This window comes from Pseudomonas sp. TREG-RG-20F-10-E-6-01 (assembly GCF_022662455.1).
Taxonomy (GTDB): Bacteria; Pseudomonadota; Gammaproteobacteria; order Pseudomonadales; family Pseudomonadaceae; genus Aquipseudomonas.
The window spans coordinates 14,922-39,307 of record NZ_JAKNQP010000001.1; the positions used below are offsets into that span (position 1 = coordinate 14,922).

The 24,386-nt window shown below is 61.1% G+C and carries 24 protein-coding genes and 1 pseudogene; 16 read left to right on the forward strand and 9 right to left on the reverse strand.

Going from position 1 to position 24,386, the window contains the following annotated elements:
- Nucleotides 1-36 precede the first annotated feature (36 nt).
- Nucleotides 37-951, forward strand: coding sequence for a LysR substrate-binding domain-containing protein (locus L8K08_RS00090; protein ID WP_218570672.1), 915 nt, complete (start codon nucleotides 37-39; stop codon nucleotides 949-951).
- Here L8K08_RS00090 and L8K08_RS00095 read toward each other — a convergent pair.
- The 7 genes and pseudogenes from L8K08_RS00095 to leuC form a co-directional block, all read right to left on the reverse strand.
- The gene (locus L8K08_RS00095; RefSeq protein WP_242193575.1) at nucleotides 932-2,164 is read right to left on the reverse strand and encodes an MFS transporter; all 1,233 of its coding nucleotides are present in this window, start codon (nucleotides 2,162-2,164) and stop codon (nucleotides 932-934) included. The two genes, L8K08_RS00090 and L8K08_RS00095, sit on opposite strands and share 20 nt — an antisense overlap.
- A pseudogene (locus L8K08_RS00100) lies at nucleotides 2,161-2,940 on the reverse strand (2OG-Fe dioxygenase family protein). The gene L8K08_RS00095 and the pseudogene L8K08_RS00100 overlap by 4 nt, the downstream one beginning before the upstream one ends.
- Complete coding sequence (locus tag L8K08_RS00105) at nucleotides 2,891-4,252, reverse strand: ATP-grasp domain-containing protein (RefSeq protein ID WP_242193576.1); 1,362 nt, start codon at nucleotides 4,250-4,252, stop codon at nucleotides 2,891-2,893. Before L8K08_RS00105 ends, L8K08_RS00100 begins: the two are co-directional and overlap by 50 nt.
- Before the next feature lie 29 nt (nucleotides 4,253-4,281).
- Complete coding sequence (locus L8K08_RS00110) at nucleotides 4,282-4,854, reverse strand: hypothetical protein (protein ID WP_242193578.1); 573 nt, start codon at nucleotides 4,852-4,854, stop codon at nucleotides 4,282-4,284.
- Entirely contained in the window at nucleotides 4,827-5,435 is a 609-nt protein-coding gene (locus L8K08_RS00115; protein WP_242193582.1) for a hypothetical protein, read from the reverse strand. Before L8K08_RS00115 ends, L8K08_RS00110 begins: the two co-directional genes overlap by 28 nt.
- A 431-nt stretch (nucleotides 5,436-5,866) precedes the next feature.
- Entirely contained in the window at nucleotides 5,867-6,481 is a 615-nt protein-coding gene (gene leuD / locus L8K08_RS00120; RefSeq protein ID WP_242193583.1) for a 3-isopropylmalate dehydratase small subunit, read from the reverse strand.
- Nucleotides 6,478-7,896, reverse strand: a complete 1,419-nt coding sequence (leuC, locus tag L8K08_RS00125; protein WP_242193586.1) for a 3-isopropylmalate dehydratase large subunit — start codon at nucleotides 7,894-7,896, stop codon at nucleotides 6,478-6,480. Before leuC ends, leuD begins: the two co-directional genes overlap by 4 nt.
- Before the next feature lie 291 nt (nucleotides 7,897-8,187).
- Here leuC and L8K08_RS00130 point away from each other — a divergent pair, with 291 nt between their 5' ends.
- From L8K08_RS00130 to L8K08_RS00165, 8 genes are read left to right on the forward strand one after another with little or no spacing between them, the layout of a single operon-like run.
- Nucleotides 8,188-9,387 carry a PepSY domain-containing protein gene (locus tag L8K08_RS00130; RefSeq protein WP_242193587.1) on the forward strand — a complete coding sequence of 400 codons (1,200 nt, stop codon included), beginning with the start codon at nucleotides 8,188-8,190 and terminating at the stop codon, nucleotides 9,385-9,387.
- Nucleotides 9,387-9,926, forward strand: a complete 540-nt coding sequence (locus L8K08_RS00135) for a thiamine pyrophosphate-binding protein (RefSeq protein WP_145165945.1) — start codon at nucleotides 9,387-9,389, stop codon at nucleotides 9,924-9,926. The genes L8K08_RS00130 and L8K08_RS00135 overlap by 1 nt, the downstream gene beginning before the upstream one ends.
- Nucleotides 9,923-10,252, forward strand: a complete 330-nt coding sequence (locus L8K08_RS00140; RefSeq protein ID WP_242193590.1) for a hypothetical protein — start codon at nucleotides 9,923-9,925, stop codon at nucleotides 10,250-10,252. Before L8K08_RS00135 ends, L8K08_RS00140 begins: the two co-directional genes overlap by 4 nt.
- A complete protein-coding gene (locus L8K08_RS00145) occupies nucleotides 10,249-10,809 on the forward strand; it encodes a DUF6162 family protein (protein WP_242193591.1) in 561 nt (186 codons plus the stop codon). Before L8K08_RS00140 ends, L8K08_RS00145 begins: the two co-directional genes overlap by 4 nt.
- Before the next feature lie 20 nt (nucleotides 10,810-10,829).
- Nucleotides 10,830-11,750 (forward strand): metal ABC transporter substrate-binding protein, encoded by a 921-nt coding sequence (locus L8K08_RS00150; protein WP_242193593.1) that lies wholly within the window; start codon nucleotides 10,830-10,832, stop codon nucleotides 11,748-11,750.
- Nucleotides 11,747-12,493: a metal ABC transporter ATP-binding protein gene (locus L8K08_RS00155; RefSeq protein ID WP_242193595.1), complete on the forward strand. Its 747-nt coding sequence runs from the start codon at nucleotides 11,747-11,749 to the stop codon at nucleotides 12,491-12,493. The genes L8K08_RS00150 and L8K08_RS00155 overlap by 4 nt, the downstream gene beginning before the upstream one ends.
- Nucleotides 12,490-13,389 carry a metal ABC transporter permease gene (locus L8K08_RS00160; RefSeq protein ID WP_242193598.1) on the forward strand — a complete coding sequence of 300 codons (900 nt, stop codon included), beginning with the start codon at nucleotides 12,490-12,492 and terminating at the stop codon, nucleotides 13,387-13,389. The genes L8K08_RS00155 and L8K08_RS00160 overlap by 4 nt, the downstream gene beginning before the upstream one ends.
- A complete protein-coding gene (locus L8K08_RS00165) occupies nucleotides 13,389-14,345 on the forward strand; it encodes a zinc ABC transporter substrate-binding protein (RefSeq protein ID WP_242193601.1) in 957 nt (318 codons plus the stop codon). Before L8K08_RS00160 ends, L8K08_RS00165 begins: the two co-directional genes overlap by 1 nt.
- Before the next feature lie 170 nt (nucleotides 14,346-14,515).
- On the opposite strand, the gene L8K08_RS00170 is transcribed toward L8K08_RS00165, so the two are convergent.
- Nucleotides 14,516-15,229, reverse strand: a complete 714-nt coding sequence (locus tag L8K08_RS00170; RefSeq protein ID WP_145165952.1) for a UTRA domain-containing protein — start codon at nucleotides 15,227-15,229, stop codon at nucleotides 14,516-14,518.
- Nucleotides 15,230-15,582: 353 nt separating this feature from the next.
- On the opposite strand from L8K08_RS00170, the gene L8K08_RS00175 reads away from it, so the two are divergent.
- From L8K08_RS00175 to L8K08_RS00200, 6 genes are all read left to right on the forward strand, one after another.
- Nucleotides 15,583-16,650 carry an ABC transporter substrate-binding protein gene (locus L8K08_RS00175; RefSeq protein ID WP_106580571.1) on the forward strand — a complete coding sequence of 356 codons (1,068 nt, stop codon included), beginning with the start codon at nucleotides 15,583-15,585 and terminating at the stop codon, nucleotides 16,648-16,650.
- 204 nt (nucleotides 16,651-16,854) lie between these two features.
- Nucleotides 16,855-17,661, forward strand: coding sequence for an alkaline phosphatase family protein (locus L8K08_RS00180; protein ID WP_145165953.1), 807 nt, complete (start codon nucleotides 16,855-16,857; stop codon nucleotides 17,659-17,661).
- Nucleotides 17,658-18,503, forward strand: coding sequence for an ABC transporter permease subunit (locus tag L8K08_RS00185; protein WP_145165954.1), 846 nt, complete (start codon nucleotides 17,658-17,660; stop codon nucleotides 18,501-18,503). Before L8K08_RS00180 ends, L8K08_RS00185 begins: the two co-directional genes overlap by 4 nt.
- Entirely contained in the window at nucleotides 18,490-19,290 is an 801-nt protein-coding gene (locus tag L8K08_RS00190; RefSeq protein WP_106580568.1) for an ABC transporter permease, read from the forward strand. The genes L8K08_RS00185 and L8K08_RS00190 overlap by 14 nt, the downstream gene beginning before the upstream one ends.
- Nucleotides 19,287-20,276: an ABC transporter ATP-binding protein gene (locus L8K08_RS00195; protein ID WP_010565203.1), complete on the forward strand. Its 990-nt coding sequence runs from the start codon at nucleotides 19,287-19,289 to the stop codon at nucleotides 20,274-20,276. Before L8K08_RS00190 ends, L8K08_RS00195 begins: the two co-directional genes overlap by 4 nt.
- 30 nt (nucleotides 20,277-20,306) lie before the next feature.
- Nucleotides 20,307-20,960: an HAD family hydrolase gene (locus tag L8K08_RS00200; protein ID WP_242193604.1), complete on the forward strand. Its 654-nt coding sequence runs from the start codon at nucleotides 20,307-20,309 to the stop codon at nucleotides 20,958-20,960.
- 137 nt (nucleotides 20,961-21,097) lie between these two features.
- Here the strand turns inward: L8K08_RS00200 and L8K08_RS00205 are convergent, their stop codons facing one another.
- Nucleotides 21,098-22,060 (reverse strand): zinc-binding dehydrogenase, encoded by a 963-nt coding sequence (locus L8K08_RS00205; RefSeq protein WP_242193606.1) that lies wholly within the window; start codon nucleotides 22,058-22,060, stop codon nucleotides 21,098-21,100.
- 138 nt (nucleotides 22,061-22,198) lie between these two features.
- Between L8K08_RS00205 and L8K08_RS00210 the strand changes: the two genes are divergently transcribed.
- Nucleotides 22,199-24,280 (forward strand): carboxy terminal-processing peptidase, encoded by a 2,082-nt coding sequence (locus L8K08_RS00210; protein ID WP_242193608.1) that lies wholly within the window; start codon nucleotides 22,199-22,201, stop codon nucleotides 24,278-24,280.
- Nucleotides 24,281-24,386 lie beyond the last annotated feature (106 nt).

Below are 24,386 nucleotides of genomic sequence, written 5' to 3' on the forward strand. Positions count from 1 at the left end.
CTATTCTGGCGGCTCATGCCGCCACGTCTGTTTCTGATGACCCATAAGAAAGATACCGTGCCCCTACCCGAAGACCTGCGGGTGTTCCTGACCGTGATCCGCAAGGCAGGCTTTGCTGCCGCCGCCGATGAACTGGGGCTGTCGCCTGCGTACGTCAGCAAGCGCATCCAGATCCTCGAAACCACCCTGGCCACGCGCCTGCTGCACCGTACCAGCCGCCGCATCGCCTTGACCGAAGACGGTGAGCGGGTGCAGCGCTGGGCCGTGCGCATTCTCGAAGATTTCCAGCAACTGGCCGATGAGCTGTCTGACGCCCACGACAGCCCGCGCGGCCACCTGCACCTGTGCAGCAGCTTCGGTTTTGGTCGTAACCATGTGGCGCCTGCCCTGTCCTTGTTGGCCGAGCAATACCCGGACCTGGAAATTCGCCTGGACCTGTTTGACCGCGTGGTGGATATCGTCAGCGAGGGCTTTGACCTGGAAATTCGCGTAGGCGATGACATCCCCGGCCAGCATATCGGCCGACGCCTGGTGAGCAATCGCCGCGTGCTGTGCGCCGCGCCGTCCTACCTCAAGCGGCGCGGCACACCGCAGCAGTTGAGTGACCTGGAGCAGCACGACTGCCTGGTGCTCAAGGAGCGCGACAACGCCTTCGGCATCTGGAACCTGGAGCGCGATGGCGCCGCCGAAAGCGTGCGCGTGCGTGGGCCGCTGTCCTCCAACAACGGCGAGATCGTGTTGCAATGGGCGCTGGATGGGCGCGGCGTATTGCTGCGCTCGATGTGGGATGTGAAGCCACTGCTGGAACAAGGCAAGCTGGTGCAGGTGCTGCACGACTGCACCCAGAGTGCCAACGTGTGGGCGGTGTACCCGACACGGCTGGCCTACTCCGGAAAATTAAGAGCCTGCGTGGAGTTTTTGCAGGAGCACTTCAAGGGCTTGTCGATCTGACGCTCCGGTGGGCGCTGTAACCCAGCCACACCGTCATGACCAGCAACGCGGTCAGCGGCAGGCCATGGAACAACACGATCACCTGGGCCGGCGTCCACGTCAGGTAGAACGGCCCCACCACCAGCATGCCCACCCCGAAGCCGGCCATCTGGATCAGGGTCAACAGGCTGAACAGCGGCAAGCGCAGGCTATCCGGTTCGCTTTGCGCGCGGGAGACCAACGCGACCTCGGACACACCATCGCCCAGCCCGGCCCACACCACCAACAGCAGCGCCAGCCACAGCTCGGTTTGCTGGAAGGTCAGGATAAAGCCACTGGACATCAGCGCCACGCCCAGCATGAACAGGCGCTCCATGGCCTGAGTGCCACGGCCCTTCAACAGCGCACTGGCAACGCGCGCACCGACAAACTTGCCGCACGCCCACACCGCCAGCAGATAGCCCATGACGGTCTTGGCCGTGTCCGGCGAAATGTACTGCGACAACACCGGCCAGCCGACGTTATGCGCAGCGCTGCCGAGGGTGTCGAGCATGCTGATCAGCAACATCGCCGCCAGCACGGGCGCGCTGCGCAGGCCTTGGGTCAGCTCGCGCCATTCAGCCGCGAGCCCGCGGTGCACGGCAACGGCGACCGAGAACAACGCGCGCAACGGCAGGATCAGGCAGGCCGCCAAAACGTAGGTGCCAATGTTGACGGCAAACACCGCCTCGAAGCCTCCCGTAGCAATCAACAGCCCGGAGAGCAGGCTGCCGAACACCGCGCCGGTCGCCGCCGCCGACGTGATCCACGCATTGGTGCTCACCCGCTGCTCAAGCGCGACCCAGGTGGGCAGCTGGCTGTTCAGGCCAATGGCAAACAGCGAGTTGCACAAGCCGATGCCAAACGCGATAAAGGGCAGCACGTGCAGCTGATGCGCCGGTATCAGCACCAGCAGCGGTAACAGCAGCAATGCCCTGGCCAGGTCCAGCCCGGCCAGTGTGCTGCGTCCGGGAAAACGCCGAAAAAACGGAATGCCGAACAGGCTGGCGACTATCCCGCCGGTGACGCGGCACGCCAGAAACACACTGACAAACACCACGCTCTGGCTGAGCCAGTAAACGTAAGTGGACAGCGCCACCAGGTTGAGGAACGCGCCAAAATCCGACACGCCGCGGGCAAAGATGATCAAGCGGGCATTGCGGGTCGACAGGGTCAGCTGCGGATCATGGCTCATGCAGATTGCGCCTCTTGGTCGGTCGGCACGCCGCGCAGGCTCACCAGCAGCACGTCGCGCCAGGCCGGCGCCGCATCGGCATGGGGCCGCACATCGCTGGCGCGATGGTAGAGCCCACGGTCGTTGATCACGATGGTTTCCAGAAACGCCTCCATCGCCAGGTTGAGCACCCGGCTTTGCTCGGCCGGCGAGGTAAATACCTCCGAAACCACCGGCACCGTATTGCTCTGGCCAATGAAGTGCATGAACACCCAGTCCAGGCCATCCTAGTGAATCCCCGAGGTCGTCGGACTGCTCGATTGGCCATCCGCGCGGACGCGGAACTGGTGAATATCGATCGTATACGCCTGCTCGCCCAGGAGCGGGGCAATCACTGCAAGGTCGGTGGCCAACAGCTTCTGCATCAGCGGGTGCTCGATAAAGCCGTCCTCGCAATAGCTCAAATAGTTCACGCCCTGCCGATAATTGACGGCGTAGGTGACCGGCGACGTGAACGCGGTGTTGCGGTCAAGCTGCAACTGCCGCGAGGGCAATAAACGATAGCGCAGGATGCGGCGCTCGCGGTGGGTGTATGCCTTGAATGCCTCGTCCCGCACCAGGTTGGCCCAGTAGGCACGAAAGCTCTGCTCCTGCCCGGGCTCAATACCGATCAACGCGCCATAGTCGCGGCGATGGCAGTAGTGATGGTCGCGCAAATGCGCAGAGATCTGTGGGATGTCCATAGCGCTAAACCTTATCCTCGATGACCACGTGCAGGTTGTGCCTGATCGCGTCATGCACGGCGTGAGCGTCGGCGGCACCGTCGACCTTGGCCCAGCACTTGAGCAAATAGTGCTCCTCGATATCGGCGTCGAGGCAGTGGCCGGCGTCCAGTTGCGCGTACTCCAGCACCGCGGCGTGATGATCGAGAAACTGCACGCCCTCGATCCCCTTGAAGCGGCCACTGTGCTCCGGGTAAATCGCCAGCATCGCGTAGTGCTGGTTGCCGTTGGCGACTTTGTGCGCGCCAGCCTCCAGTTGCGCGTTAACGTCCGGCTCGCCCAGCAGCAGCGACAGATACAGTTGGTACGGATTGATCGCGGCCAGGTCTCGGAACGCCGCGTTGACATACAGCCCGCCCACGCGCGGGTTGATCTCAATGACCACGGGACCTTGATCGGTCATGCGAAATTCAAAATGCACCACCGCGTTGGTCAGCCCGACCGCGCGCAGGCATGCCGTGGCGTACGTGCGGATCTGCTCGCACTGCTCGGCCGTGAAAGAGGTCGGCGGAGAAATCAGCAGGTTCTCCAACACGGTGCCGCTGCGCTCGGTCAGCATGAGTTTCTCGTTGATCAGCAGCGCGTGGATGCGCTCGCCGACAACCACGCACTCCACGCTGCCTTCAATGCCCGGGATGTAGCCTTCGAGCAGGATGCTACGCCCCGGAATGTACTCGCGTGCCTGCCCGTCGACTGCCGGCAAACGGTGCGCGCAACCGTAGAAATCCGCGTAAGCCGCCGCGCCGTGGCCGCTCACGAACTGCGCGTAATGGCTGCGCAACTGCGCCCAGTTGGAGCACTTCTTGATAAAGGCCGACGCACCGCCAAAAGGCGGTTTGGCAATGAGCGGATAGCCCACCCGCTCGGCGCCGGCTTGAAGCGCCTGTTCGTTATTGCACAGCGCAAACGGCACCGAGCGCAGCCCATGTTTTTGCAGCACGCTGCGCATCAGGTACTTGTTATTGCACGCTGCAATCGCCTCGGCACTGCTGTGCACCAGCCCCAGGCGCTTGCAGGTGTTTGCAACGATGCAGCCCACTTCGCCCAATGCAGACGGGTGCCCGGCCTGGCAGAAAATCGCGCGAATCTGGTAGCGCCCGTCCAGCCGGCCCACCAGGTCCAGAATCGATTGTTCGCTTAAGGCGTCGAGCAGGAACACTTCATCACTGTCGTCGCGCAGCCGCTGCAGGTGATGACGCCCCGCGACCCCGGCGGTTAAACAGGCCAGGCCTTGTGCGCGGGCGACCGCAAAGTGCGGCTCGCGGTAGTTGTAACGCACCGTGGCACTGTCATCGACATCAATAAAAAGAACCGCATCTTGCTTCATGACCATCGTTGCCTCTTCCGTGAGTTGATTCAGGCATCCTGCCAACTGCACCAGTGCCCTTCCCAATTACGGAAACGATAATGGCGCTGCCCGTCGTGCACTTCAAAATGTGGCAAGTCTTCAGGCTTTTCAAAGTCCAGCAACGGCACCGTAAACTTGCCTTGTGCGTGCGGCAGTACATATTCGGGCAGGGCAATGTTCGACACGCGCCGTTTGAGACGATCCATAATAGCGATCGCCTGGCTGATCGAGGCTTTATATTCGGACGCCCCCGGCGAAAAGGGCATGAAGTGATACAAGTAATACGGTTTTACGCCCAGACGATAAAGATCAATAAAGAGTTTATGCAAGGTGGCTTCATCATCATTGACGCCGCGCAACAATGGCATGTTGGAGAACACTATCGGCACGGCACTCTGAATACGTTTAACCGCCGCCGCAAAATCAGCCGTCAGTTCAAGCGGGTGACAAACGTGCACCCCAAATGCATTGACGTTGTACTTCTTGAGCATGGCCACCAATTCATCGGTTACCCGGAACGGGTTGAAACTCAACGCCCGTGAATGGATTCGAATCAGCAGGTCGTCGCGGATCGAACGCAACGCCGCGAGTTTTCTTCCAGCCTGCGGTCGGCCAGCATCAACGGGTCACCGCCGCTGAGGATCACTTCTTCAATTGCCGGGTTGCTGCGGATGTACGCCACCGAATCCTTGAATGAGTCGGTGCTGGCGTTGGGCTTGTCCGTGCCGACCTGCAAGGTGCGCAGTGCCTCAAAGCAGAACTGGCAATAGGCATTGCAGGTGTTGGTCATGCGCAGGATCACGCGGTTGTCGTACTTGTGCTGGCAAATGGGCGTTTTCATCTCATGCCCGAGTTCCCAGTTCTCCGACGTTCCGTCGTAATCGCCCGCCACCTGCTCGCTCCAGTACGGCACTACCTGGCGCCACAGCGGATGATCGGTTATCGGGCCGCTGGTGAGTGAGCGCTTGATCAGATCAATGTAATAAGGCGTGATCTGCATCTTGCGGTCTTGCAAGTTGTGCTCGATATGCGCCGTTATTTCCTCACTCCACCCCCCGCAGGCAATGCGCAAGGCCGGTTCATCGCGCAGGGCGTTCTTTTGCTGCCAGCGCCAATCTTGCCATTGCACCGAGCGATGGGTGGCCTGATCAAAAATCGACATGAGTATGTACTCTCTGTGTTTTAACTTATGTTAAGGGCAGATAAATGCCTGACATTCCTGGACCGGAACAACATAAATATCTGCAACAAAGACAATCGTTTACAGGCGAGCGCGCGCAATCAGGTTATTAACGTGATCACCGACACCCAAGAGACATAACCACTCACTAACTCAACGGTCATAGTATTAACTTCCCTTTCTTATAATGTGCTGACTTTCCAAGCCAGCCCCCACTTAAGCCGATGGTCTGCGGGGTGTCAACCCAATACCCTTGTGGTTTTTGCGGGATTATTCTTTCAACTGGCCACACCCCCCGTAATAATGGGCGAAGCCGGCATTTAATGACTGTTATTTGAAAAGTAAATAGCACACAAAAACGCCCTCTTATTAAAGAGGACGCTGTGTTGGCTACTTATATAACTACGTGTTTATCAACTGAGCCAAGGGTTGGCAGCCAAATGCTCGCGTTCAAATGCTTTGATGTGTTCACTGCGTTGCAACGTGCTGCCAATGGCATCCAGGCCCAGCAGCAGTGCGGTCTTGCGCAAGGTGTCGATCTGGAACGCAATGACCTGGCCATCCGCCAGACGAATCTGCTGAGCCTCCAGGTCGACACTGATCTGCGCCTGGTCTGCCTGGCTGACAGCCTGTGCGAGTGTGTGCAGCAGCGCCTCGTCCAGGGTGATCAGCAACACTCCATTGCGCTGGCAGTTGTCATAAAAGATCCCGGCAAAACTGCTGCCGATCAGCGCGCGAATGCCCATTTGTTTCAAGCCCCACACCGCGTGCTCGCGGCTGGACCCGCAGCCGAAGTTGGGCCCGACGACCATGAAGCATGCGCCCTGCCAGCCCGGCTGGTTCAACACGAACGCGGGGTTGGGCTCGCCGGACGCCAGAAAGCGCAGATCGAAGAACAGCCCCCGTTCCAGGCCGCTGCGGTCGATGCCCTTGAGAAACTGCTTGGGCATGATCACGTCGGTGTCGATATTGGCCGCCAGCATCGGCGCGGCCTTGCCGGTGACCACAGTAAAAGGTTGCAGGCTCATGCACGGTCTCCAAAGTGGCGAATATCAGTGAGGCGGCCGGTGATCGCGGCAGCGGCGACCATTGCCGGGCTCATCAGGTGCGTGCGCGCGCCGGCGCCCTGGCGGCCTTCAAAGTTGCGGTTGGTGCTGGAGGCACAGCGGTCGCCAGGGGCCAGCACATCGTCGTTCATCGCCAGGCACATCGAGCAGCCGGACTGGCGCCACTCGAAGCCGGCGTCGATAAAGATCGCCGCCAACCCTTCGGCTTCGGCCTGGTCGCGCACCTCGGTGGAGCCGGGCACGATCATCGCCCGTACGTGCTCGGCCACGTGTTTGCCGCGCACCACGCTGGCAGCGTCGCGCAGGTCTTCGATGCGGGCATTGGTGCAGGAGCCGATAAACGCATGGCTGATGACGATGTCGCTCAGCGGCATGCCGGCTTCCAGGCCCATGTAGTTGAGGGCCCGGCGCATGTCCTGGCGCAGGATCAGGTCGCTGACGTCCTGCGGGTCGGGCACGCGGGCGCCAATGGGCGCAGCCTGGTCGGGGCTGGTGCCCCAGGTGACCATGGGTTCCAGGGTGTGGGTATCCAGGTGCACTTCCTGGTCGAACACGGCGTCGGCGTCCGAATGCAGTTGGCGCCAGCCCACCAGCGCCTGCTCCCATAACTCGCCCTTGGGCGCACGGGGCTTGCCCTTGAGATAGGTGAAGACTTTTTCGTCCGGCGCCATGAAGGCGCCGCGCGCACCGGCTTCGACCGCCATGTTGCAGATGGTCATGCGTGCCTCGACGCTCAACGCGTCGATGGTGGAACCGCGAAATTCGATGGCGTAGCCGGTGGCACCGGATGCGCCGATCTTGCCGATCAAGGCCATGATGACGTCCTTGGACGTGAGGCCTGGCGCCAGGTCGCCTTCAACCGTCACGCGCATGCTTTTCAGGCGTTTGTAAACCAGCGTCTGCGAGGCCAGCAGATGCTCGATTTCCGAAGTGCCGATGCCAAAACCGAACGCCCCGAGCGCACCGTAGGTGGTGGTGTGGCTGTCGCCGGCGGCGATCACCATGCCCGGCAGGATGAAGCCCTGCTCTGGGGCAATCACGTGTTCGATGCCTTGACGTTTGTCGAGGATATCCAGCAGCTCGATGCCGAAATCGCGGCAGTTTTCGGCCAGGTACGAAACTTGCCGCGCCCCGCCGGCGTCGGGCATCGCCGCGATGCGCTTGGGCGTGGTGGGGTTTACATGGTCGACCACCGCCAGCGCCGTGGCGGGGCGCCACACCTCACGCCCGGCATCGCGCAGGCCGCTGAAGGCCTGGGGGCTGGTGTATTCGTTGATCACCTGGCGGTCTATGTAAAGCAGGACATGGCCCTGGTCATCCAGGGGGCACACCGTGTGGGAATCGATGTGTTTGTCGTAGAGGGTTCTAGCAGTCATTTTTCTCAGGGCTCACGTTTCTGGAGGCGGGCTCAACGGTTTAAATCCATCCTACGCAGCCCTTGGGCCCTATCAATGGCGACCGGGTGATGGCTTGGAACATGTTTCGTGTTCGATGAAGGCCCTGTCAGCGCTTTGAATGGAAACCTGAAACATTTTCTTTCATATCCGGGTTAGGGATTTCCAGGCCTCATCCGTCTTAACTTAGATACAGCCCGTCGCGTCAGCAAAAGCTACGACCGGCCTTTTCCGGGCCTCCTTCGCCCCTCTCCGATCAAGACCCGCATTCACATGTCGAAGAAGTCACGCTCAAAACTCTGGTTTCTCGTACACAGCTGGCTGGCATTGCCCATCTGGTTTTTTGTACTGATCGTCTGCGTCACCGGCACCCTGGCGGTGGTCAGCCAGGAAATCGTCTGGCTGGCCAACCCGGATATCCGCGCGAGCAAGCCGTCGGATGACGCCCAAATGCTGAGCTTTGACCAGGTGATCGCCGCCATCAAGCGCGAAGAACCCCAGGTGATCGTGCAATCGATCATCCGTCCGGACGAAACGCACTTTGCGCTGAGTGTCGACCTCAGCTACCCGGACGGGCGTTCCGTGGAGGTCTACGTCAACCCGTACACCGGGGCGATCCAAGGCATCAGCCCGTCGTTCGATTTCAAGCAATTTACCCGCGCTCTGCATGGCTGGTGGCTCGTACCGTTCACCAACGGCTTCAGCTGGGGCTGGTACCTGGTTTCGGCGCTCGGCCTGCCGTTGCTGGCGTCGCTGGTAACCGGGCTGGTCGTCTACAAACGCTTCTGGAAAGGGTTTCTGCGCCCAACCCTGCGCATCCGCCACGGCGCGCGAATCTTCTGGGGCGACTTCCATCGCCTCAGCGGTATCTGGTCGATCTGGTTTATCGCGGTGATTTCCATCACCGGCACCTGGTTCTTGATCCAGGCGATTTTGGGCGACAACCAGATTTCCATCTCCAGCGAACCGATCGTCCCAGTGATTGCCCGCGAGAAAGTGCCGATGTCTGCGCCCGGCGTGCCGGCACCGATGATCGCGCTGGACGAAGCCATCGAAATCGCCACCCAGCGCATTCCAGGGCTGGACGCCACATTCGTGTTCCTGCCGCTCAACGCCTACAGCCACCTGCAAATCGGCGGGCGCGGCTGGTACCCGTTGATGTTTCAGACCGCTCAACTCAACCCCTACAGCGGTGAAATCGCGGTGTCGCACCTGCTCTCCGATCGCTCGACGCTGGAGTTCGTCACCGAATCCATGCGCCCGCTGCACACCGGCGACTTTGGCGGGCTGTGGATCAAGCTGATCTGGGCGTTCTTCGGCTTGGTGCTGAGCATGATGGTGTTGAGCGGCCTGCTGATCTGGACCAAACGCACCGCGCTGGCGACCCTCAATGCCCTCAAGCGCGAAGCCAAGACCCAACGAGCGACTGCTGCCGCTGCAGCCCTGCAGGCTGAAACCTCGGAGGCCAAATAATGAGCAAGGTCAGTGCTGCAACACCGCCTTCGCCGCTGCGCGCCTTTTGGCTGAAATGGCGGTTCCATATCAACATCCTGCTGTTGCTGGTGCCGCTGGGGTTCATGCCCAAGTACTTTGCCGATGCCGCGTTGTTTCGCGGCGACACCGGCATTGGTGAACGAGTGGTCGGTGACGTGCAGGTCGGGCCTTGGAGCCTGAAACTCGCCGAATTCCGCAATGAAGGCCCGCGCCCGGACCCGGCCGGCCCGATGAAATTTTTCAATGCCGCCCTGTGCGACACCTGCGCCGAGCAGGTCAAGGCCACTTACCTGCGTATCGGCAAGCCCCGCAGCCTGCGCGCCGCCGGCGTGATCTTCTTCGGCACGCCGTACCGCATGGGCGCCGCCCTGCCGGTGCCGGAACGCACGCCGGCCGACGCCGAACTGTGGATCACCATGGAAGGCTGGGACGGCACGATGCACCAGGGTTCCATCCCGCTGAGCCAGGCCTCGCCTGCCACCATTGCCTGGCTGAACAAGCAAGGAGTCAAACCATGACGTTGATGCGCCTGACCCGCGCCGGTGCAGCGCTGTTGCTGTGCGCCGGCTTCAGTACCACCGCCTTCGCCCACAACCCGATGTGCGAATGCAAGGAAATCCCCGGCGAGCAGATCCAGTGCACCGGCGGTTTCTCCGACGGCAGCGGCGCCCCGGGCGTGACCCTGGACGTGATCGGCTACGACGAAACCATCCTGCTGCCCGGCAAGCTCGGCCAGGACTCGGCCCTGACTTTCAAGAAGCCCGCCGCCGAGTTTTATGTGCTGTTTGACGCCGGCCCCGGTCACGTGGTGGAAATCGACCAAGCGGATATCCAACCTCAATGAGCACCACACAGGTTGTACGCCCCGCCGGTGCCGGCCACGAAACCCTCTACGTGCTATTGCTGTGCCTGATCATCCTGGCGGTGGCAGGCTCGGTGGTCGCCCTGCACGGTGAAACCCAGGAAGTTGCAGCGCTGCCCAGCCACCAGCTGGACGCCCGCCGTGACCTCAGTGCCTCCGAGCAAGGCATCTACGCCGACCTGCGGGTGACCCTGGATGAAATCCAGTTGCTGCAACAGGAGCAAGGCGCCCTGCCGACGCCTGAACAATTGGCCGAAGAAGGGTTTGCGCCGTTTGCCCAGGACGCCAGTTCGGTCAGCCGTGGCGACCATCGCTGGCAATTGCTGGAGCCTTCGGCCTACTTGGGCGTGAGCCAGACGCCCAGCATCAGCGGCTCGCTGCTGATGCGCGTGCACGGCGCCGAGCCGGATATCTGGCTCAACCGCAAGGCCAACCTCGCCGCCCCTTCCGACCTCTCTGACCAGGCGCTGATCGCGGCCGGCTGGCAGCAGGTGGTCGCGCAATTCGATGCCGGCGTCACGCGCCAGCACCGTCACTGACCCGAGAAGACCGAGTGCCCATGTCTATTTCATCTCCCCTGTTGCGCCTGTTGCTGGTCAGCCTGTTCAGCTTGCTGCTGGCGCCGTTGGCGAATGCCGAGGCGGCCAAACGCCTGCGCATCGGCATCACCCTGCACCCTTATTACAGCTACGTGACCAACATCGTCGGTGACAAGGCCGAGGTGGTGCCGTTGATTCCGGCGGGTTTCAACCCGCACGCCTACGAGCCGCGCGCCGAAGACATCAAGCGCATCGGCACCCTCGACGTGATCGTGCTCAACGGCGTCGGCCATGACGATTTCGCCGACCGCATGATCGCCACCAGCGAGCGCCCGGACATCCCGGTGATCGAGGCCAACGCCAACGTGCCACTGCTGGCTGCCACCGGCAATGCCGCGCGCGGTGCAGGCAAGGTGGTCAACCCGCACACCTTCCTGTCGATCAGCGCATCCATTGCCCAGGTCAACAACATCGCCCGCGAGCTGGGCAAACTCGACCCGGACAACGCCAGAACCTACACCCAGAACGCCCGCGCCTACGGCAAGCGCCTGCGCCAGATGCGCGCCGACGCCCTGGCCAAGCTGACCAGCGCGCCCAACCCCGACCTGCGCGTGGCCACCGTGCATGCGGCCTACGACTATCTGCTGCGCGAATTCGGCCTGGAAGTCACGGCTGTGGTCGAGCCCGCGCACGGCATCGAACCAAGTCCCAGCCAGTTGAAAAAGACCATCGACGAACTGCGCGCGCTGGATGTGAAGGTGATCTTCTCGGAGATGGATTTCCCGTCCACCTATGTCGAGACCATCCAGCGCGAATCCGGCGTGAAGCTGTACCCGCTGTCGCATATTTCCTATGGCCAATACACGCCTGAGAAGTACGAAGTGGAAATGACCGGCAACCTCAACACCGTGGTGCGGGCGATTCAGGAGTCCGGGGCATGACGGCGGCGGAGCAGCTGAAGGTGGCCAGCATTGGCCCGACGATCGAGTTCGACACGGTATCGCTGACCCTGGGCCGCACGACCATTCTTGACGGTGTGAGCTTCCAGGTAGAACCGGGCAGCATCCATGCTTTGGTGGGGCCGAACGGCGGCGGTAAAAGCTCGCTGATCAAGACCCTGCTGGGGCAGATGCCGCATCAGGGCCACTTGCGCCTGCACTGGCAGGCCACGCCCGGCACCATCGGGTATGTCCCCCAGGCGCTGGAGTTCGACCGTGGTTTGCCGATGACCGTCGACGATTTCATGGCCGCCATGTGTCAACGGCGCCCGGCGTTTCTCGGCCTGTCCAGGCACTACGCCAGGGCAATCGGCGAGGCACTGGAGCGGGTGGGCATGCAGGACAAACGTAAACGCCGCATGGGCGCGCTGTCGGGCGGCGAGCGTCAGCGTGTATTGCTGGCCCAGGGCCTGATTCCGGCTCCGCACCTGCTGGTGCTGGATGAACCGATGTCGGCGCTCGATGAAGCCGGCATCCAGGTTTTCGAACGCCTGCTGAATGACTGGCGCCTGGCCGGAATCACCGTGCTGTGGATCGAGCACGACCTCGAAGCCGTGGGTCGCCTGGCCGACCGTGTGACTGGCCTGAACCGTCGCGTGCTGTTCGACGCCGCGCCGAAAGCGGCACTGACGCCCGATCGCCTGCTGACCCTGTTCTCCACTCACCCCCGGAGCCCGGCACCATGAGTTATGAAGCGTTTCGTCTGATGGTCCAGGGCTGGGCCTCTTCCGGCTATCTGCCGCAAGCGCTGGCCTATGGGTTTGTGGTCAATGCCTTGCTCGCCGGCTTGCTGATCGGCCCGGTACTGGGTGGCCTGGGCACGCTGGTGGTGGTCAAGCGCTTCGCGTTTTTCTCCGAAGCGGTCGGGCATGCCGCGCTGACTGGCGTGGCCGTGGGCATTTTGCTCGGTGAACCCTATACCGGGCCGTATGGTGCGCTGTTCGGCTACTGCCTGCTGTTCGGCATCCTGCTCAATTACCTGCGCAACCGCACCGGCCTGGCGCCGGACACCTTGATCGGCGTGTTCCTCTCCGTGTCGCTGGCGTTGGGCGCGAGCCTGTTGCTGATTCTGGCGGGCAAGATCAACGTGCACATTCTGGAAAACGTGCTGTTCGGTTCGGTGCTGACGGTCAACGGCAATGATTTGCTGGTACTGGCCGTGGTGGGTTCGCTGGTGATGGCGCTGGCGTTGCCGCTGTACAACCGCATCATGCTGGCCAGCTTCAACCCGCAACTGGCAGCCGTGCGTGGCGTGGCGGTGAAGACCCTGGACTACCTGTTCGTGATTCTGGTGACGCTGATCACCGTGGCGGCGGTCAAGGTCATCGGCGCGATCCTGGTGGGCGCCCTGCTGGTGATTCCAGCCGCGGCGGCGCGCCTGCTGAGCCAGTCGCTCAAAGGTTTTTTCTGGGTGTCGGTCGTGATCGCCACCGTGAGCACGCTGTGCGGCATCCTGCTGCCGATCATCTTCGACCTGCCTATCCCGTCCGGCGCCGCGATCATTCTGGTCGCCGGTATCGCCTTCGCCTTCGCCGCCATCGCGCGCGGCACCGTGCCCAGCCTCAAAGGGAATCTTGGATAATGTGCCCTTTTTTTCGCCCACTGGCCTTGGCCATCGCTTGTTTGGTCGGCACTTCGGCGCTGGCCGCCGTCGATGGTTTTAATCCCAACGACTTCAAAGTCAACCAAGGTCTCGGCCATGCCGCCCTGACCAAAGCAAAGAAGCCGGTCAAAGTCCTGGCCTCGTTGCCCATCACTTACGGCTTGGCCGAGGTGCTGCTCAAAGGCACCGGGGTGAAACTGGAACGCGCCGCCCCCGCCAATTTGCCCGGCTCGCGGCAAGTGTCTTATTTCACCGGCCGTGGCGCACCCGCGTTGAATAGCCTGGCACTGGACGCCGACGCCGCCATCGGCCTGCGCTCGTTGTGGCCGGATGACCCGCTGTATCCGGTGGCGCGGCGCAGCAATATCCGCATCGTTGAAATCGACGCTGCGCGCCCGGTGGACGGCGGCCTGCCGGGCATTGCCGTGCAACCAGGCAGCACCGACGGGCTGAACAGCCAGCCCTGGCAGTCAAGCAACAATATGGGGCGCATGGCCGATGTGATGGCCGCCGACCTGAGCCGGCTGGCGCCGAATGCCAAACCGACCATTGATGCCAACCTCGCCGCCCTCAAGCAACGCCTGCTCAAACTCAACGCCGACAGCGAAGCGCGACTGGCACAAGCGGACAACCTGAGCGTGGTCAGCCTGAGCGATCACTTTGCGTACCTGGTCAGCAGTTTGAACCTGGAAGTGGTCAGCACCGATGCACGGCCGGACGCAGACTGGACACCCGAAGCGCTACAGGGGTTAACCGCCAGTTTGAAAGACAGCGAAGTGGCGGTGGTGCTGCACCATCGTCAACCGAGCGAAGCGGTGAAAGCAGCAGTGACGGCATCCGGTGCGCAGCTATTGGTGTTGAACGTCGACGGTACCGACCCGGTAGCGGAGCTGGAAGGCAACGTGGATCAGGTGATCAAGACACTGACGCCATAGGCGAGCGATTCTTCAAGTCGATCTCGGTTCAAGTGTGGGAGCTGGCTTGCCTGCGATAGCATCAATGTTATTTGCCTGATGTACCGAGGCGCCCGCATCGCAGGCAAGCCAGCTCCCACATTAAGCTCGCGGTGCATCCGCTGACTATCGGCCAGCCCAGCACCCGAATGTCACACCACATCCACGCCCACATGAATCGCATCATGGCGCCAGAACTCCAGGTCGCAGTCGATCAACCGCTGGTGCTGGTCATAGTTGACCCGAGCAATGCGCAACCCCGGGCTGCCCACCGACACGCGCAACGCGGCGGCGGCTTCCACTGGCAGTGACGTCGGCACGATTTCAAAGCGCACACGGCCATAGTGCAGGTCGTACTTGCGCGCATACAGTTCGGTCATCGACTGATTCAGATCACACGCCAGAATCCCCGGAAAATACTGTGGGTTCAGGTAGTGCTCCACATACAACACCAGGCGCCCATCAATCCGCCGGCCTCGGCAGATCTGGATCACACTCGACAGCGCCGGCAACTGCAACCACGCACACACCGCCGCCGACGCCGGTTGCAGCCGCGCAGAAATCACTTCGGTGGACGCCACCCGGCCCTGATCCCCAACCATCGCGTGGAAGTGGCTGCGTTGCATCAGGTTGTAGGCCAGCCGTGGCGGCGAGACAAACCAGCCACGGCGCTCCTCACGGTAAATCTGCCCTTGGGCTTCCAGCTGTAACAAGGCTTCACGCACGGTAATGCGAGTGGTACCAAACAACTCGCTGAGCTTGCGCTCGGCGGGCAATTTACTCGCAGGCGGCAACAGACCGTGGTCGATCTGCTCTTGCAGCGCCAGGCCGATGGATGTCACCGCCTTGATTGCCTCATCACGCATCAACGTTACCTATCTGGACTAGACCAGCACCGTTCAGGTGCACATACCGCTCCGTAAATGGGCTTTTGCTTCTGCTTGCCAGCCTAGGCATTACAGATGACCGACAGATGACAGTCCCTGTCCGCGCCCTGCACCACACCCTGCAATACATCGGCCAAGTCCAGGTCCTGCGGGCACTTGAGCATGGTCTACGCTAAGCCTGCACTGCGCGATAAAAGCGATTTAAAAACGACATCGACATGAAACTGTCATGCACCGAGCCTAGATTGGCTCAGGTATTGCTCTGACCTAGACCAACACCACCGCAAACGTTCATAAAAACGCCGCGTTGAAAACGCCCAAAGGAGCTTCGGATGAAAAAGCTTTTCCTGGCATCACTGTTAGGCTCGACCATTGCCATGTGCACCGCCGCCATGGCTGCTGATACCGATCTAAAGACTCTGGAAGCCGCCGCGAAAGCCGAAGGCGCCGTCAACAGCGTCGGCATGCCCGATGACTGGGCCAACTGGAAAGGCACCTGGGAAGACCTGGCCAAGACCTACGGCCTCAAGCACATCGACACCGACATGAGCTCGGCCCAGGAAATCGCCAAGTTCGCCGCCGAGAAAGACAACGCCAGCGCCGATATCGGTGACGTCGGCGCCGCCTTCGGCCCGATTGCGGTGAAACAGGGCGTGGCCCAACCGTACAAGCCGAGCACCTGGGCGCAAGTGCCGGACTGGGCAAAAGATAAAGATGGCAACTGGGCCCTGGCCTACACCGGCACCATCGCCTTTATCGTTAATAAAAAGCTGCTGCACGGCTCCGAAGCTCCAACAAGCTGGGCTGACTTGAAAACCGGCAAATACAAGGTTTCCATCGGTGACGTGAGCACCGCCGCCCAGGCCGCCAACGGCGTGCTCGCGGCAGCCCTGGCCAACGGTGGCGACGAGAAGAACATCCAGCCTGCGCTGCTGATGTTTGCCGACATCGCCAAGCAAGGCCGCCTGTCGCTGGCCAACCCGACCATCGCCACCATGGAAAAAGGCGAAGTCGAAGTGGGCGTGGTTTGGGACTTCAACGGCCTGAGCTACAAAGCCAAGATGGCCAACCCGGATGACTACGTGGTGCTGATCCCATCGGACGGCTCGGTGATTTCCGGCTACACCACCATCATCAACAAATACGCCAAGCACCCGAACGCCGCCAAGCTGACCCGTGAGTACATCTTCAGCGACGCCGGCCAGACCAACCTGGCGCGCGGCAACGCCCGTCCGATCCGTGCCGAGCACTTGACCTTGCCGGCTGACGTGCAGGCCAAGCTGCTGCCGAACGAGCAATACAAGAAAGTCACGCCGATCAAGGATGCCGATGCTTGGGAGAAGACCTCCAAGGCACTGCCGCAGAAGTGGCAGGAAGAAGTCATCATCAATATGCAGTAAGGCTTCAACCCACATTGGCTCTCCACTGGAGATCCAATGTGGAAGCGGCTTGTGTGGGAGCGGGCTTGCTCGCGAAAGCGGTGGTTCAGTGAAAGAAGTGCTGCCTGACACACTGCTTTCGCGAGCAAGCCCGCTCCCACATTTTTACCCGGTTCCTCCAAGAAAACCGAGCCAAGATTAATCCGTCGCGGAGCCCCAGCCCCTATGAAGCACAACGTCATCCTTGTGGTGCTCGACGGCCTGAACTACGAGGTTGCCCGACATGCCATGGGGCATCTCCAGGCCTATATCGGCGCAGGACGCGCAGCGCTTTACAAACTGGACTGTGAACTGCCGGCCCTGTCCCGGCCGTTGTATGAATGCATCCTCACCGGCGTGCCACCGATCGACAGCGGCATCGTCCACAACCATGTCTCGCGCCTGTCCAACCAGCGCAGCATTTTCCATTACGCCACCGACGCCGGCCTCACCACAGCGGCGGCGGCTTACCACTGGGTCAGCGAGTTGTATAACCGCACGCCCTTTATTGCCGCGCGTGATCGCCATACCGACGACACGGCGCTGGCGATCCAGCACGGGCATTTCTACTGGAATGACCATTACCCGGATTCGCACCTGTTCGCCGACGCCGAAAGCCTGCGCCGCAAACACGCGCCGAACTTCCTCGTGGTGCACCCGATGAACATCGATGACGCCGGCCACAAGCATGGCCTCGATACCTCGCAATACCGCAACAGCGCACGCTCGGCCGACATCATCCTCGCCGATTACCTGCAAGGCTGGCTCGACGCCGGCTACCAGGTGCTGGTGACCGCCGACCACGGCATGAACAACGATCGCTCGCACAACGGCCTGCTGCCCGAGGAGCGTGAAGTGCCCCTGTTCGTGCTGGGCTCGGCCTTCAACTTCGACCCTGCCGCTACCCCCAAGCAAACCGAACTGTGCGGCACTGTCTGCGAACTGCTCGGTGTGCCCCACGACAAACCTGTATGCCGGGAGCTGTTGAAGTGAATTCCCTAACCCGTGGCAAATGGCTGGCGATCCTGTGCCTGGTGCCCTTTGCGCTGTTCTTTATCGTGTTTGAAATCGCCCCGCTGGTGTGGGTGTTGATCAACAGCCTGCAATCGGAGGAGTCCGGCTGGGGCGTGGCCAACTTCATCAAGATCTTCAGTTCGAAGTTCTACCTGCAGGCCATCCAGTACAGCCTTGAGATCAGCTTCTACTCCAGCGTGTTCGGCATCATCATCTCGGTGCTCGGCAGCTATTCGTTGCGCCGCGTCGATGGGCCGTTGCGCAATTTCGTCACCGCCTTCGCCAACATGACCAGCAACTTTGCCGGCGTGCCGCTGGCCTTCGCCTTCATCATCCTGCTGGGCTTCAACGGCAGCATCACGATCATGCTCAAGCAGGCCGGGATCATTCAGGACTTCAACCTGTATTCCAAAACCGGCCTGATCATTCTGTACACCTACTTCCAGATTCCACTGGGCGTGCTGCTGCTCTACCCGGCCTTCGATGCGTTGCGTGAAGACTGGCGCGAGTCGGCCTCGCTGCTGGGCGCCAGCGGCTGGCAGTTCTGGCGGCACATCGGCTTGCCGGTGCTGACCCCTGCGCTGCTTGGCACTTTCGTGATCCTGCTGGCCAATGCGCTCGGCGCCTATGCCACGGTGTACGCGCTGACCACCGGCAACTTCAACGTGCTGCCGATTCGCATTGCGGCGATGGTCTCCGGTGATATTTCCCTGGACCCGAACATGGCCAGTGCCCTGGCCGTGGTGCTGGTGGCGCTGATGACCGTGGTCACCGTGGTTCATCAACTGCTGCTCAAGAGGAGCTACCATGTCTCGCGCTGAAGCCGGCTCGGCCTCCCTCTACCATCGCGTAGTGGTGTACCTGTTGTTTGCGATTTTGGTGTTGCCGCTGGTGGGCACCTTTGTCTACTCCATTGCCAGCAGTTGGTCAGCGACGATCCTGCCCGCCGGCTTCACGGTGAAATGGTATGTGCAACTGTGGAGCGACCCACGCTTTCTGGCCGCCTTTGGCCAGTCGCTGCTGGTGTGCGTGGGTGCGCTGATCCTGTCGGTGGTGCTGATTCTGCCGCTGCTGTTCGTGGTGCATTACCACTTCCCTCGGCTCGATGCGCTGATGAACATCCTCATCCTGCTGCCCTTCGCGGTGCCGCCGGTGGTGTCGTCGGTGGGCCTGCTGCAACTCTACGGTTCCGGGCCGCTGGCGATGGTGGGCACGCCGTGGATTCTGATCGGCTGCTACTTCACCGTGGCCCTGCCGTTCATGTACCGCGCGATCACCAACAACCTGCAAGCGATCAACCTGCGCGACCTGATGGACGCCTCGCAATTGCTCGGCGCGAGCACTTGGCAGGCGGCAATCCTGGTGGTGCTGCCGAACCTGCGCAAGGGCTTGATGGTGGCGCTGCTGCTGTCGTTCTCGTTCCTGTTCGGTGAGTTCGTGTTCGCCAACATCCTGGTGGGCACCCGCTACGAAACCCTGCAGGTGTACCTCAACAACATGCGCAACAGCAGCGGCCACTTCACCAGTGCCGTCGTCATTTCCTATTTCTTCTTTGTGCTGGTGCTGACCTGGGCCGCCAATATCTTGAACAAGGACAAAAGCCAATGAGCTTCGTCAGCGTCCAACACCTGCAAAAAGGCTACGCCGGCACCCCGGTGTTCAGTGACATCAACTGCGAGATCGCCAAGGGCGAATTCGTCACCCTGCTCGGCCCGTCCGGTTGCGGCAAGTCGACCTTGCTGCGTTGCATCGCCGGCCTCACGTCGGTGGACAGCGGCAAAATTCTGCTGGATGGCCAGGACATCGTTCCCCTCAGCCCGCAGAAACGCCACATCGGCATGGTGTTCCAAAGCTATGCGCTGTTCCCCAACATGACCGTGGAGCAGAACGTTGCCTTCGGCCTGCGCATGCAAAAGGTCAACGCCGACGACAGCCACAAGCGCGTGCAGGAAGTGCTGCAACTGGTGGAGCTCAAGGAGCTCGCCGGCCGCTACCCGCATCAGATGTCCGGAGGCCAGTGCCAGCGCGTGGCGCTCGCCCGCTCGCTGGTGACCCGCCCACGCCTGTTGCTGCTCGATGAGCCCCTGTCGGCGCTGGACGCGCGGATCCGCAAGCACCTGCGCGAGCAGATCCGGCAGATTCAGCGCGAATTGGGGCTGACCACGATTTTCGTCACCCATGATCAGGAAGAGGCCCTGACCATGTCCGACCGCATCTTCCTGATGAACCAGGGCAAGATCGTGCAGAGCGGCGATGCCGAAACGCTCTACACCGCGCCGGTGGATGTGTTCGCCGCCGGTTTCATCGGCAACTACAACCTGCTCGACGCCGACAAGGCCAGCCAATTGCTGCAGCGCCCGATCAGTGGGCGCATTGCGATTCGCCCGGAGGCCATCGAACTGAGCCGCAGCGGCGAACTGGACGCTCTGGTGCGCAGCCACAGCCTGCTGGGCAACGTGATTCGCTACCGCATCGAGGCGCGCGGCGTGGAATTGGTGGTGGATGTGCTCAACCGTTCCGCCGACGACCTGCACCCGGATGGCCAGCGCCTGGCACTTTCCATCGACCCCAGTGCGTTGTGTGAAGTAGCCTGACGCCACGATTTATTTCAGAGAGCATGACGGATGGCATTGGTAATTTTTGATTTGGACGACACCTTGATCCACGGCGACTGCGCCACGCTGTGGAGCGAGCAGATGGGCCGCCTGGGCTGGGTCGACCCTGAGTCATTCATGCGCAAGAACAACGAACTGATGGACGCCTACGGCCTTGGCAAGCTGCGCATGGAAGATTTCATGGACTTCAGCCTGGAACCAATGATCGGCCGCACGCCGGAAGAGATCGAGCACCTGGTAGAGCCATGGGTCGAGGACGTCATCGAGCCGCTGATCTACAGCGACGCCACCAAGACCATCGCCCGCCACCGCGCGAATGGCGACCGGATTCTGGTGATTTCCGCGTCGGGCACTCACTTGGTCAAACCCATTGCGGCACGTATCGGTATTGATGAAGTGCTCGGCATCGACCTGGATGTCAGCCATGGCGTGTACAGCGGCCATACCGTGGGCGTACTGACGTACCGTGAAGGCAAGATCACGCGGTTGCTGGAATGGCTGGAGCAGGAAGGCGAGACATTGGACGGCGCGTATTTCTACTCGGATTCACGCAATGATTTACCGTTGCTGCTGAAAGTGGATCACCCGCAGGTGGTGAATCCGGATCCGGTGTTGCGTGAGCATGCAGAAAAGGCCGGTTGGCCGATTCATCACTGGGTGTGACTCTATTTAATTGAAATGCAATCAACGGTGGGAGCTGGCTTGCCTGCGATAGCGGTGTACCAGATGAAACATTCTTCACTGAGGCACCGCTATCGCAGGCAAGCCAGCTCCCACACTCACTGCATTTCAACTTGAGATCAGGCCAACGTCTCGTCAATCACCAACACCAATTTCCCCGAAATCTGATTGCTCGCCAACTCAGCAAACGCCGCCTCGGCATCCTTGATCGGGAAGGTCTTGGCCAGTTGCGGGCTCAGGCGTCCCTCGGCAAACAGCGGCCATACATGCTGGCTCAAGTCACTGAACAGGTCTGCCTTGAACTGATCGCTGCGGCTGCGCAGAGTCGAGCCGAGCAACTGAATGCGCTTGCCCAGCACCTGCGCCAGGTCGAGCTGCGCATCGCGCCCGCCCATCAAGCCGATCAATACCCAACGGCCGTCCAGGGCCAGCAGCTTGAGGTCCAGCGCGGCGTAGTTGCCACCCACCGGGTCGAGGATCACATCGAACGGCCCGAAATCGCTTAGCCCTTCAATGCCGTCAGTACGCACCACGCCGCCCTGGGCACCGAGTGCTTCGCAGTACGCCAGGCGCTGCGCCGAGCCGACGCTGACCCAGCACGGGCTTCCAAACGCTTTGCACAGCTGGATCGCCGCCGAGCCCACGCCACTGGCGCCGGCATGCAGCAAGACTTTTTCGCCGGGCTTGAGGCCCGCCAGCTGGAACAGATTCAGCCACGCGGTGCTGTACACCTCAGGCAATGCCGCCGCTTCGGTCAGCGACAAGCCTTCCGGCACCGGCAGGACGTGGCGCGCATCCACCACCACTTCTTCGGCCATGCCGCCCCCGGCGAGCAATGCGCAGACGCGGTCACCGACCTGCCAGGACGACCCCGGCCCGACCTCACGGATGACCCCGGAGCACTCAAGACCCAGCACGTGGCTGGCACCAGGCGGCGGCGGATAGAGCCCGGCGCGCTGTAATAAATCGGCGCGATTAAGGCCCGCAGCCGCCACACGAATGCGAACTTGGCCTACATCGCAGGTAGGGCTGGGTTCTGTCAGCCACTCCACATGACCTTCAACGCCTTGCAATGCTTTCACAGTGCCTCCATAGTGAGTCTGGACTGAGCCCGTAGCTGTAGCGCCGGGCTTTTTGCATTATGCGACCGGATCATATGGAACCGGCTCCCTCAAAGACGGCCTAATATGCGTTATCAATTGCCCCCGCGTCGAATCAGCATGAAGCATCTGTTCCCCAGCACCGCCCTCGCTTTTTTCATTGGTCTCGGCTTCGCGTCGATGTCGACCAATACGTTCGCAGCCAACAGCTGGGACAACCTTCAGCCTGATCGCGATGAGGTGATTGCAAGCCTTAACGTCGTCGAGTTGCTCAAGCGTCATCACTACAGCAAGCCGCCGCTGGACGACGCCCGCTCGGTGATCATCTACGACAGCTACCTCAAGCTGCTGGATCCGTCGCGCAGCTACTTCCTGGCCAGCGATATCGCTGAGTTCGACAAGTGGAAGACCCAGTTCGACGACTTCCTCAAAAGCGGCGACCTGCAGCCCGGCTTCACCATCTACAAGCGTTACCTGGACCGTGTCAAAGCGCGTCTGGACTTCGCCCTGGCTGAGCTGGACAAAGGCGTCGACAAGCTCGACTTCACCCAGAAGGAAACCCTTCTGGTGGATCGCAAGGACGCGCCTTGGCTGACCAGCAGCGCCGCCCTTGACGACCTGTGGCGCAAACGCGTCAAGGACGAAGTGCTGCGCTTGAAGATCGCCGGCAAAGAGCCCAAGGCCATTCAAGAGCTGTTGACCAAGCGCTACAAGAATCAGCTGGCACGTCTGGACCAGACCCGTGCCGAAGATATCTTCCAGGCCTACATCAACACCTTCGCGATGTCCTACGACCCGCACACCAATTATCTGTCGCCAGATAACGCGGAAAACTTTGATATCAACATGAGTCTGTCGCTGGAGGGCATCGGTGCCGTCCTGCAAAGCGACAATGACCAGGTCAAAATCGTGCGTCTGGTGCCGGCAGGTCCGGCAGACAAGACCAAGCAGGTTGCTCCGGCCGACAAGATCATCGGCGTGGCCCAGGCCGACAAAGAGATGGTCGACGTGGTCGGCTGGCGTCTGGACGAAGTGGTCAAGCTGATCCGCGGGCCGAAAGGCAGCGTGGTGCGCCTGGAAGTGATTCCGCACACCAATGCACCGAACGACCAGACCAGCAAGATCGTGTCCATCACCCGTGAAGCGGTGAAGCTTGAAGACCAGGCCGTGCAGAAGCAGATCCTGAACCTCAAGCAGGATGGCAAGGATTACAAGCTCGGCGTGATTGTGATCCCGGCCTTCTACCTGGACTTCAAAGCGTTCCGTGCCGGTGATCCGGACTACAAGTCCACCACCCGCGACGTGAAGAAAATCCTGACCGAGCTGCAGAAGGACAAAGTCGACGGCGTAGTGATCGATCTGCGCAACAACGGCGGCGGTTCCCTGCAGGAAGCCACCGAGCTGACCAGCCTGTTTATCGACAAAGGCCCGACCGTGTTGGTACGCAACGCTGACGGCCGCGTCGACGTGCTTGAAGACGAGAACCCGGGTGCCTTCTACAAAGGGCCGATGGCGCTGCTGGTCAACCGTCTCTCGGCTTCGGCCTCGGAGATTTTCGCCGGCGCGATGCAGGACTACCACCGTGCGCTGATCATCGGCGGCCAGACCTTCGGTAAAGGCACCGTGCAGACCATTCAGCCGCTCAACCATGGCGAACTGAAACTGACCCTGGCCAAGTTCTACCGGGTTTCCGGGCAGAGCACCCAGCATCAGGGCGTGCTGCCGGATGTCGACTTCCCGTCAATCATCGACACCAAGGAAATCGGCGAGAGCGCACTGCCTGAAGCCATGCCGTGGGACACCATCCGCCCTGCGATCAAGCCAGCGTCGGACCCGTTCAAACCGTTCCTGACGCAGTTGAAGGCTGACCATGACGCGCGCTCCGCCAAGGATGCCGAGTTTGTGTTCATCCGCGACAAACTGGCCCTGGCCAAGAAGCTGATGGAAGAGAAAACCGTCAGCCTCAACGAAGCCGATCGCCGTGCGCAGCACACCAGCATCGAAAATCAGCAACTGGTACTGGAAAACGCCCGCCGCAAGGCCAAAGGCGAAGACCCGCTCAAGGAACTGAAGAAAGAAGATGAAGATGCGCTGCCGACCGAGCCGGAAAAAACCAAGCCGGAAGATGACGCCTACCTGTCTGAAACAGGCCGGATCCTGCTCGACTACCTGAAGATCAGCAAGCAGGTGGCCAAGCAGTAAATGATGGCAGTTTAATGTGAACGCTCCTCGGAGTGTCATCATATAGACATCATTCTGTCGTGAAATGAAGGACCGCAGGCGCCAAGCCCGCGGTCCTTTTTTTTCG

Coding starts and splice junctions, on each gene's coding strand:
- L8K08_RS00210 (WP_242193608.1), top strand. CDS start 22,199: ATGAAGCATCTGTTCCCCAGCACCGCCCTCGCTTTTTTCATTGGTCTC.
- L8K08_RS00195 (WP_010565203.1), top strand. CDS start 19,287: ATGAGCTTCGTCAGCGTCCAACACCTGCAAAAAGGCTACGCCGGCACC.
- L8K08_RS00155 (WP_242193595.1), top strand. CDS start 11,747: ATGACGGCGGCGGAGCAGCTGAAGGTGGCCAGCATTGGCCCGACGATC.
- L8K08_RS00095 (WP_242193575.1), bottom strand. CDS start 2,164: ATGAGCCATGATCCGCAGCTGACCCTGTCGACCCGCAATGCCCGCTTG.
- leuC (WP_242193586.1), bottom strand. CDS start 7,896: ATGACTGCTAGAACCCTCTACGACAAACACATCGATTCCCACACGGTG.
- L8K08_RS00175 (WP_106580571.1), top strand. CDS start 15,583: ATGAAAAAGCTTTTCCTGGCATCACTGTTAGGCTCGACCATTGCCATG.
- L8K08_RS00135 (WP_145165945.1), top strand. CDS start 9,387: ATGAGCAAGGTCAGTGCTGCAACACCGCCTTCGCCGCTGCGCGCCTTT.
- L8K08_RS00190 (WP_106580568.1), top strand. CDS start 18,490: ATGTCTCGCGCTGAAGCCGGCTCGGCCTCCCTCTACCATCGCGTAGTG.
- L8K08_RS00150 (WP_242193593.1), top strand. CDS start 10,830: ATGTCTATTTCATCTCCCCTGTTGCGCCTGTTGCTGGTCAGCCTGTTC.
- L8K08_RS00105 (WP_242193576.1), bottom strand. CDS start 4,252: ATGAAGCAAGATGCGGTTCTTTTTATTGATGTCGATGACAGTGCCACG.
- L8K08_RS00200 (WP_242193604.1), top strand. CDS start 20,307: ATGGCATTGGTAATTTTTGATTTGGACGACACCTTGATCCACGGCGAC.
- L8K08_RS00115 (WP_242193582.1), bottom strand. CDS start 5,435: ATGTCGATTTTTGATCAGGCCACCCATCGCTCGGTGCAATGGCAAGAT.
- L8K08_RS00130 (WP_242193587.1), top strand. CDS start 8,188: ATGTCGAAGAAGTCACGCTCAAAACTCTGGTTTCTCGTACACAGCTGG.
- L8K08_RS00145 (WP_242193591.1), top strand. CDS start 10,249: ATGAGCACCACACAGGTTGTACGCCCCGCCGGTGCCGGCCACGAAACC.
- L8K08_RS00180 (WP_145165953.1), top strand. CDS start 16,855: ATGAAGCACAACGTCATCCTTGTGGTGCTCGACGGCCTGAACTACGAG.
- L8K08_RS00160 (WP_242193598.1), top strand. CDS start 12,490: ATGAGTTATGAAGCGTTTCGTCTGATGGTCCAGGGCTGGGCCTCTTCC.
- L8K08_RS00165 (WP_242193601.1), top strand. CDS start 13,389: ATGTGCCCTTTTTTTCGCCCACTGGCCTTGGCCATCGCTTGTTTGGTC.
- L8K08_RS00170 (WP_145165952.1), bottom strand. CDS start 15,229: ATGCGTGATGAGGCAATCAAGGCGGTGACATCCATCGGCCTGGCGCTG.
- leuD (WP_242193583.1), bottom strand. CDS start 6,481: ATGAGCCTGCAACCTTTTACTGTGGTCACCGGCAAGGCCGCGCCGATG.
- L8K08_RS00090 (WP_218570672.1), top strand. CDS start 37: ATGACCCATAAGAAAGATACCGTGCCCCTACCCGAAGACCTGCGGGTG.
- L8K08_RS00140 (WP_242193590.1), top strand. CDS start 9,923: ATGACGTTGATGCGCCTGACCCGCGCCGGTGCAGCGCTGTTGCTGTGC.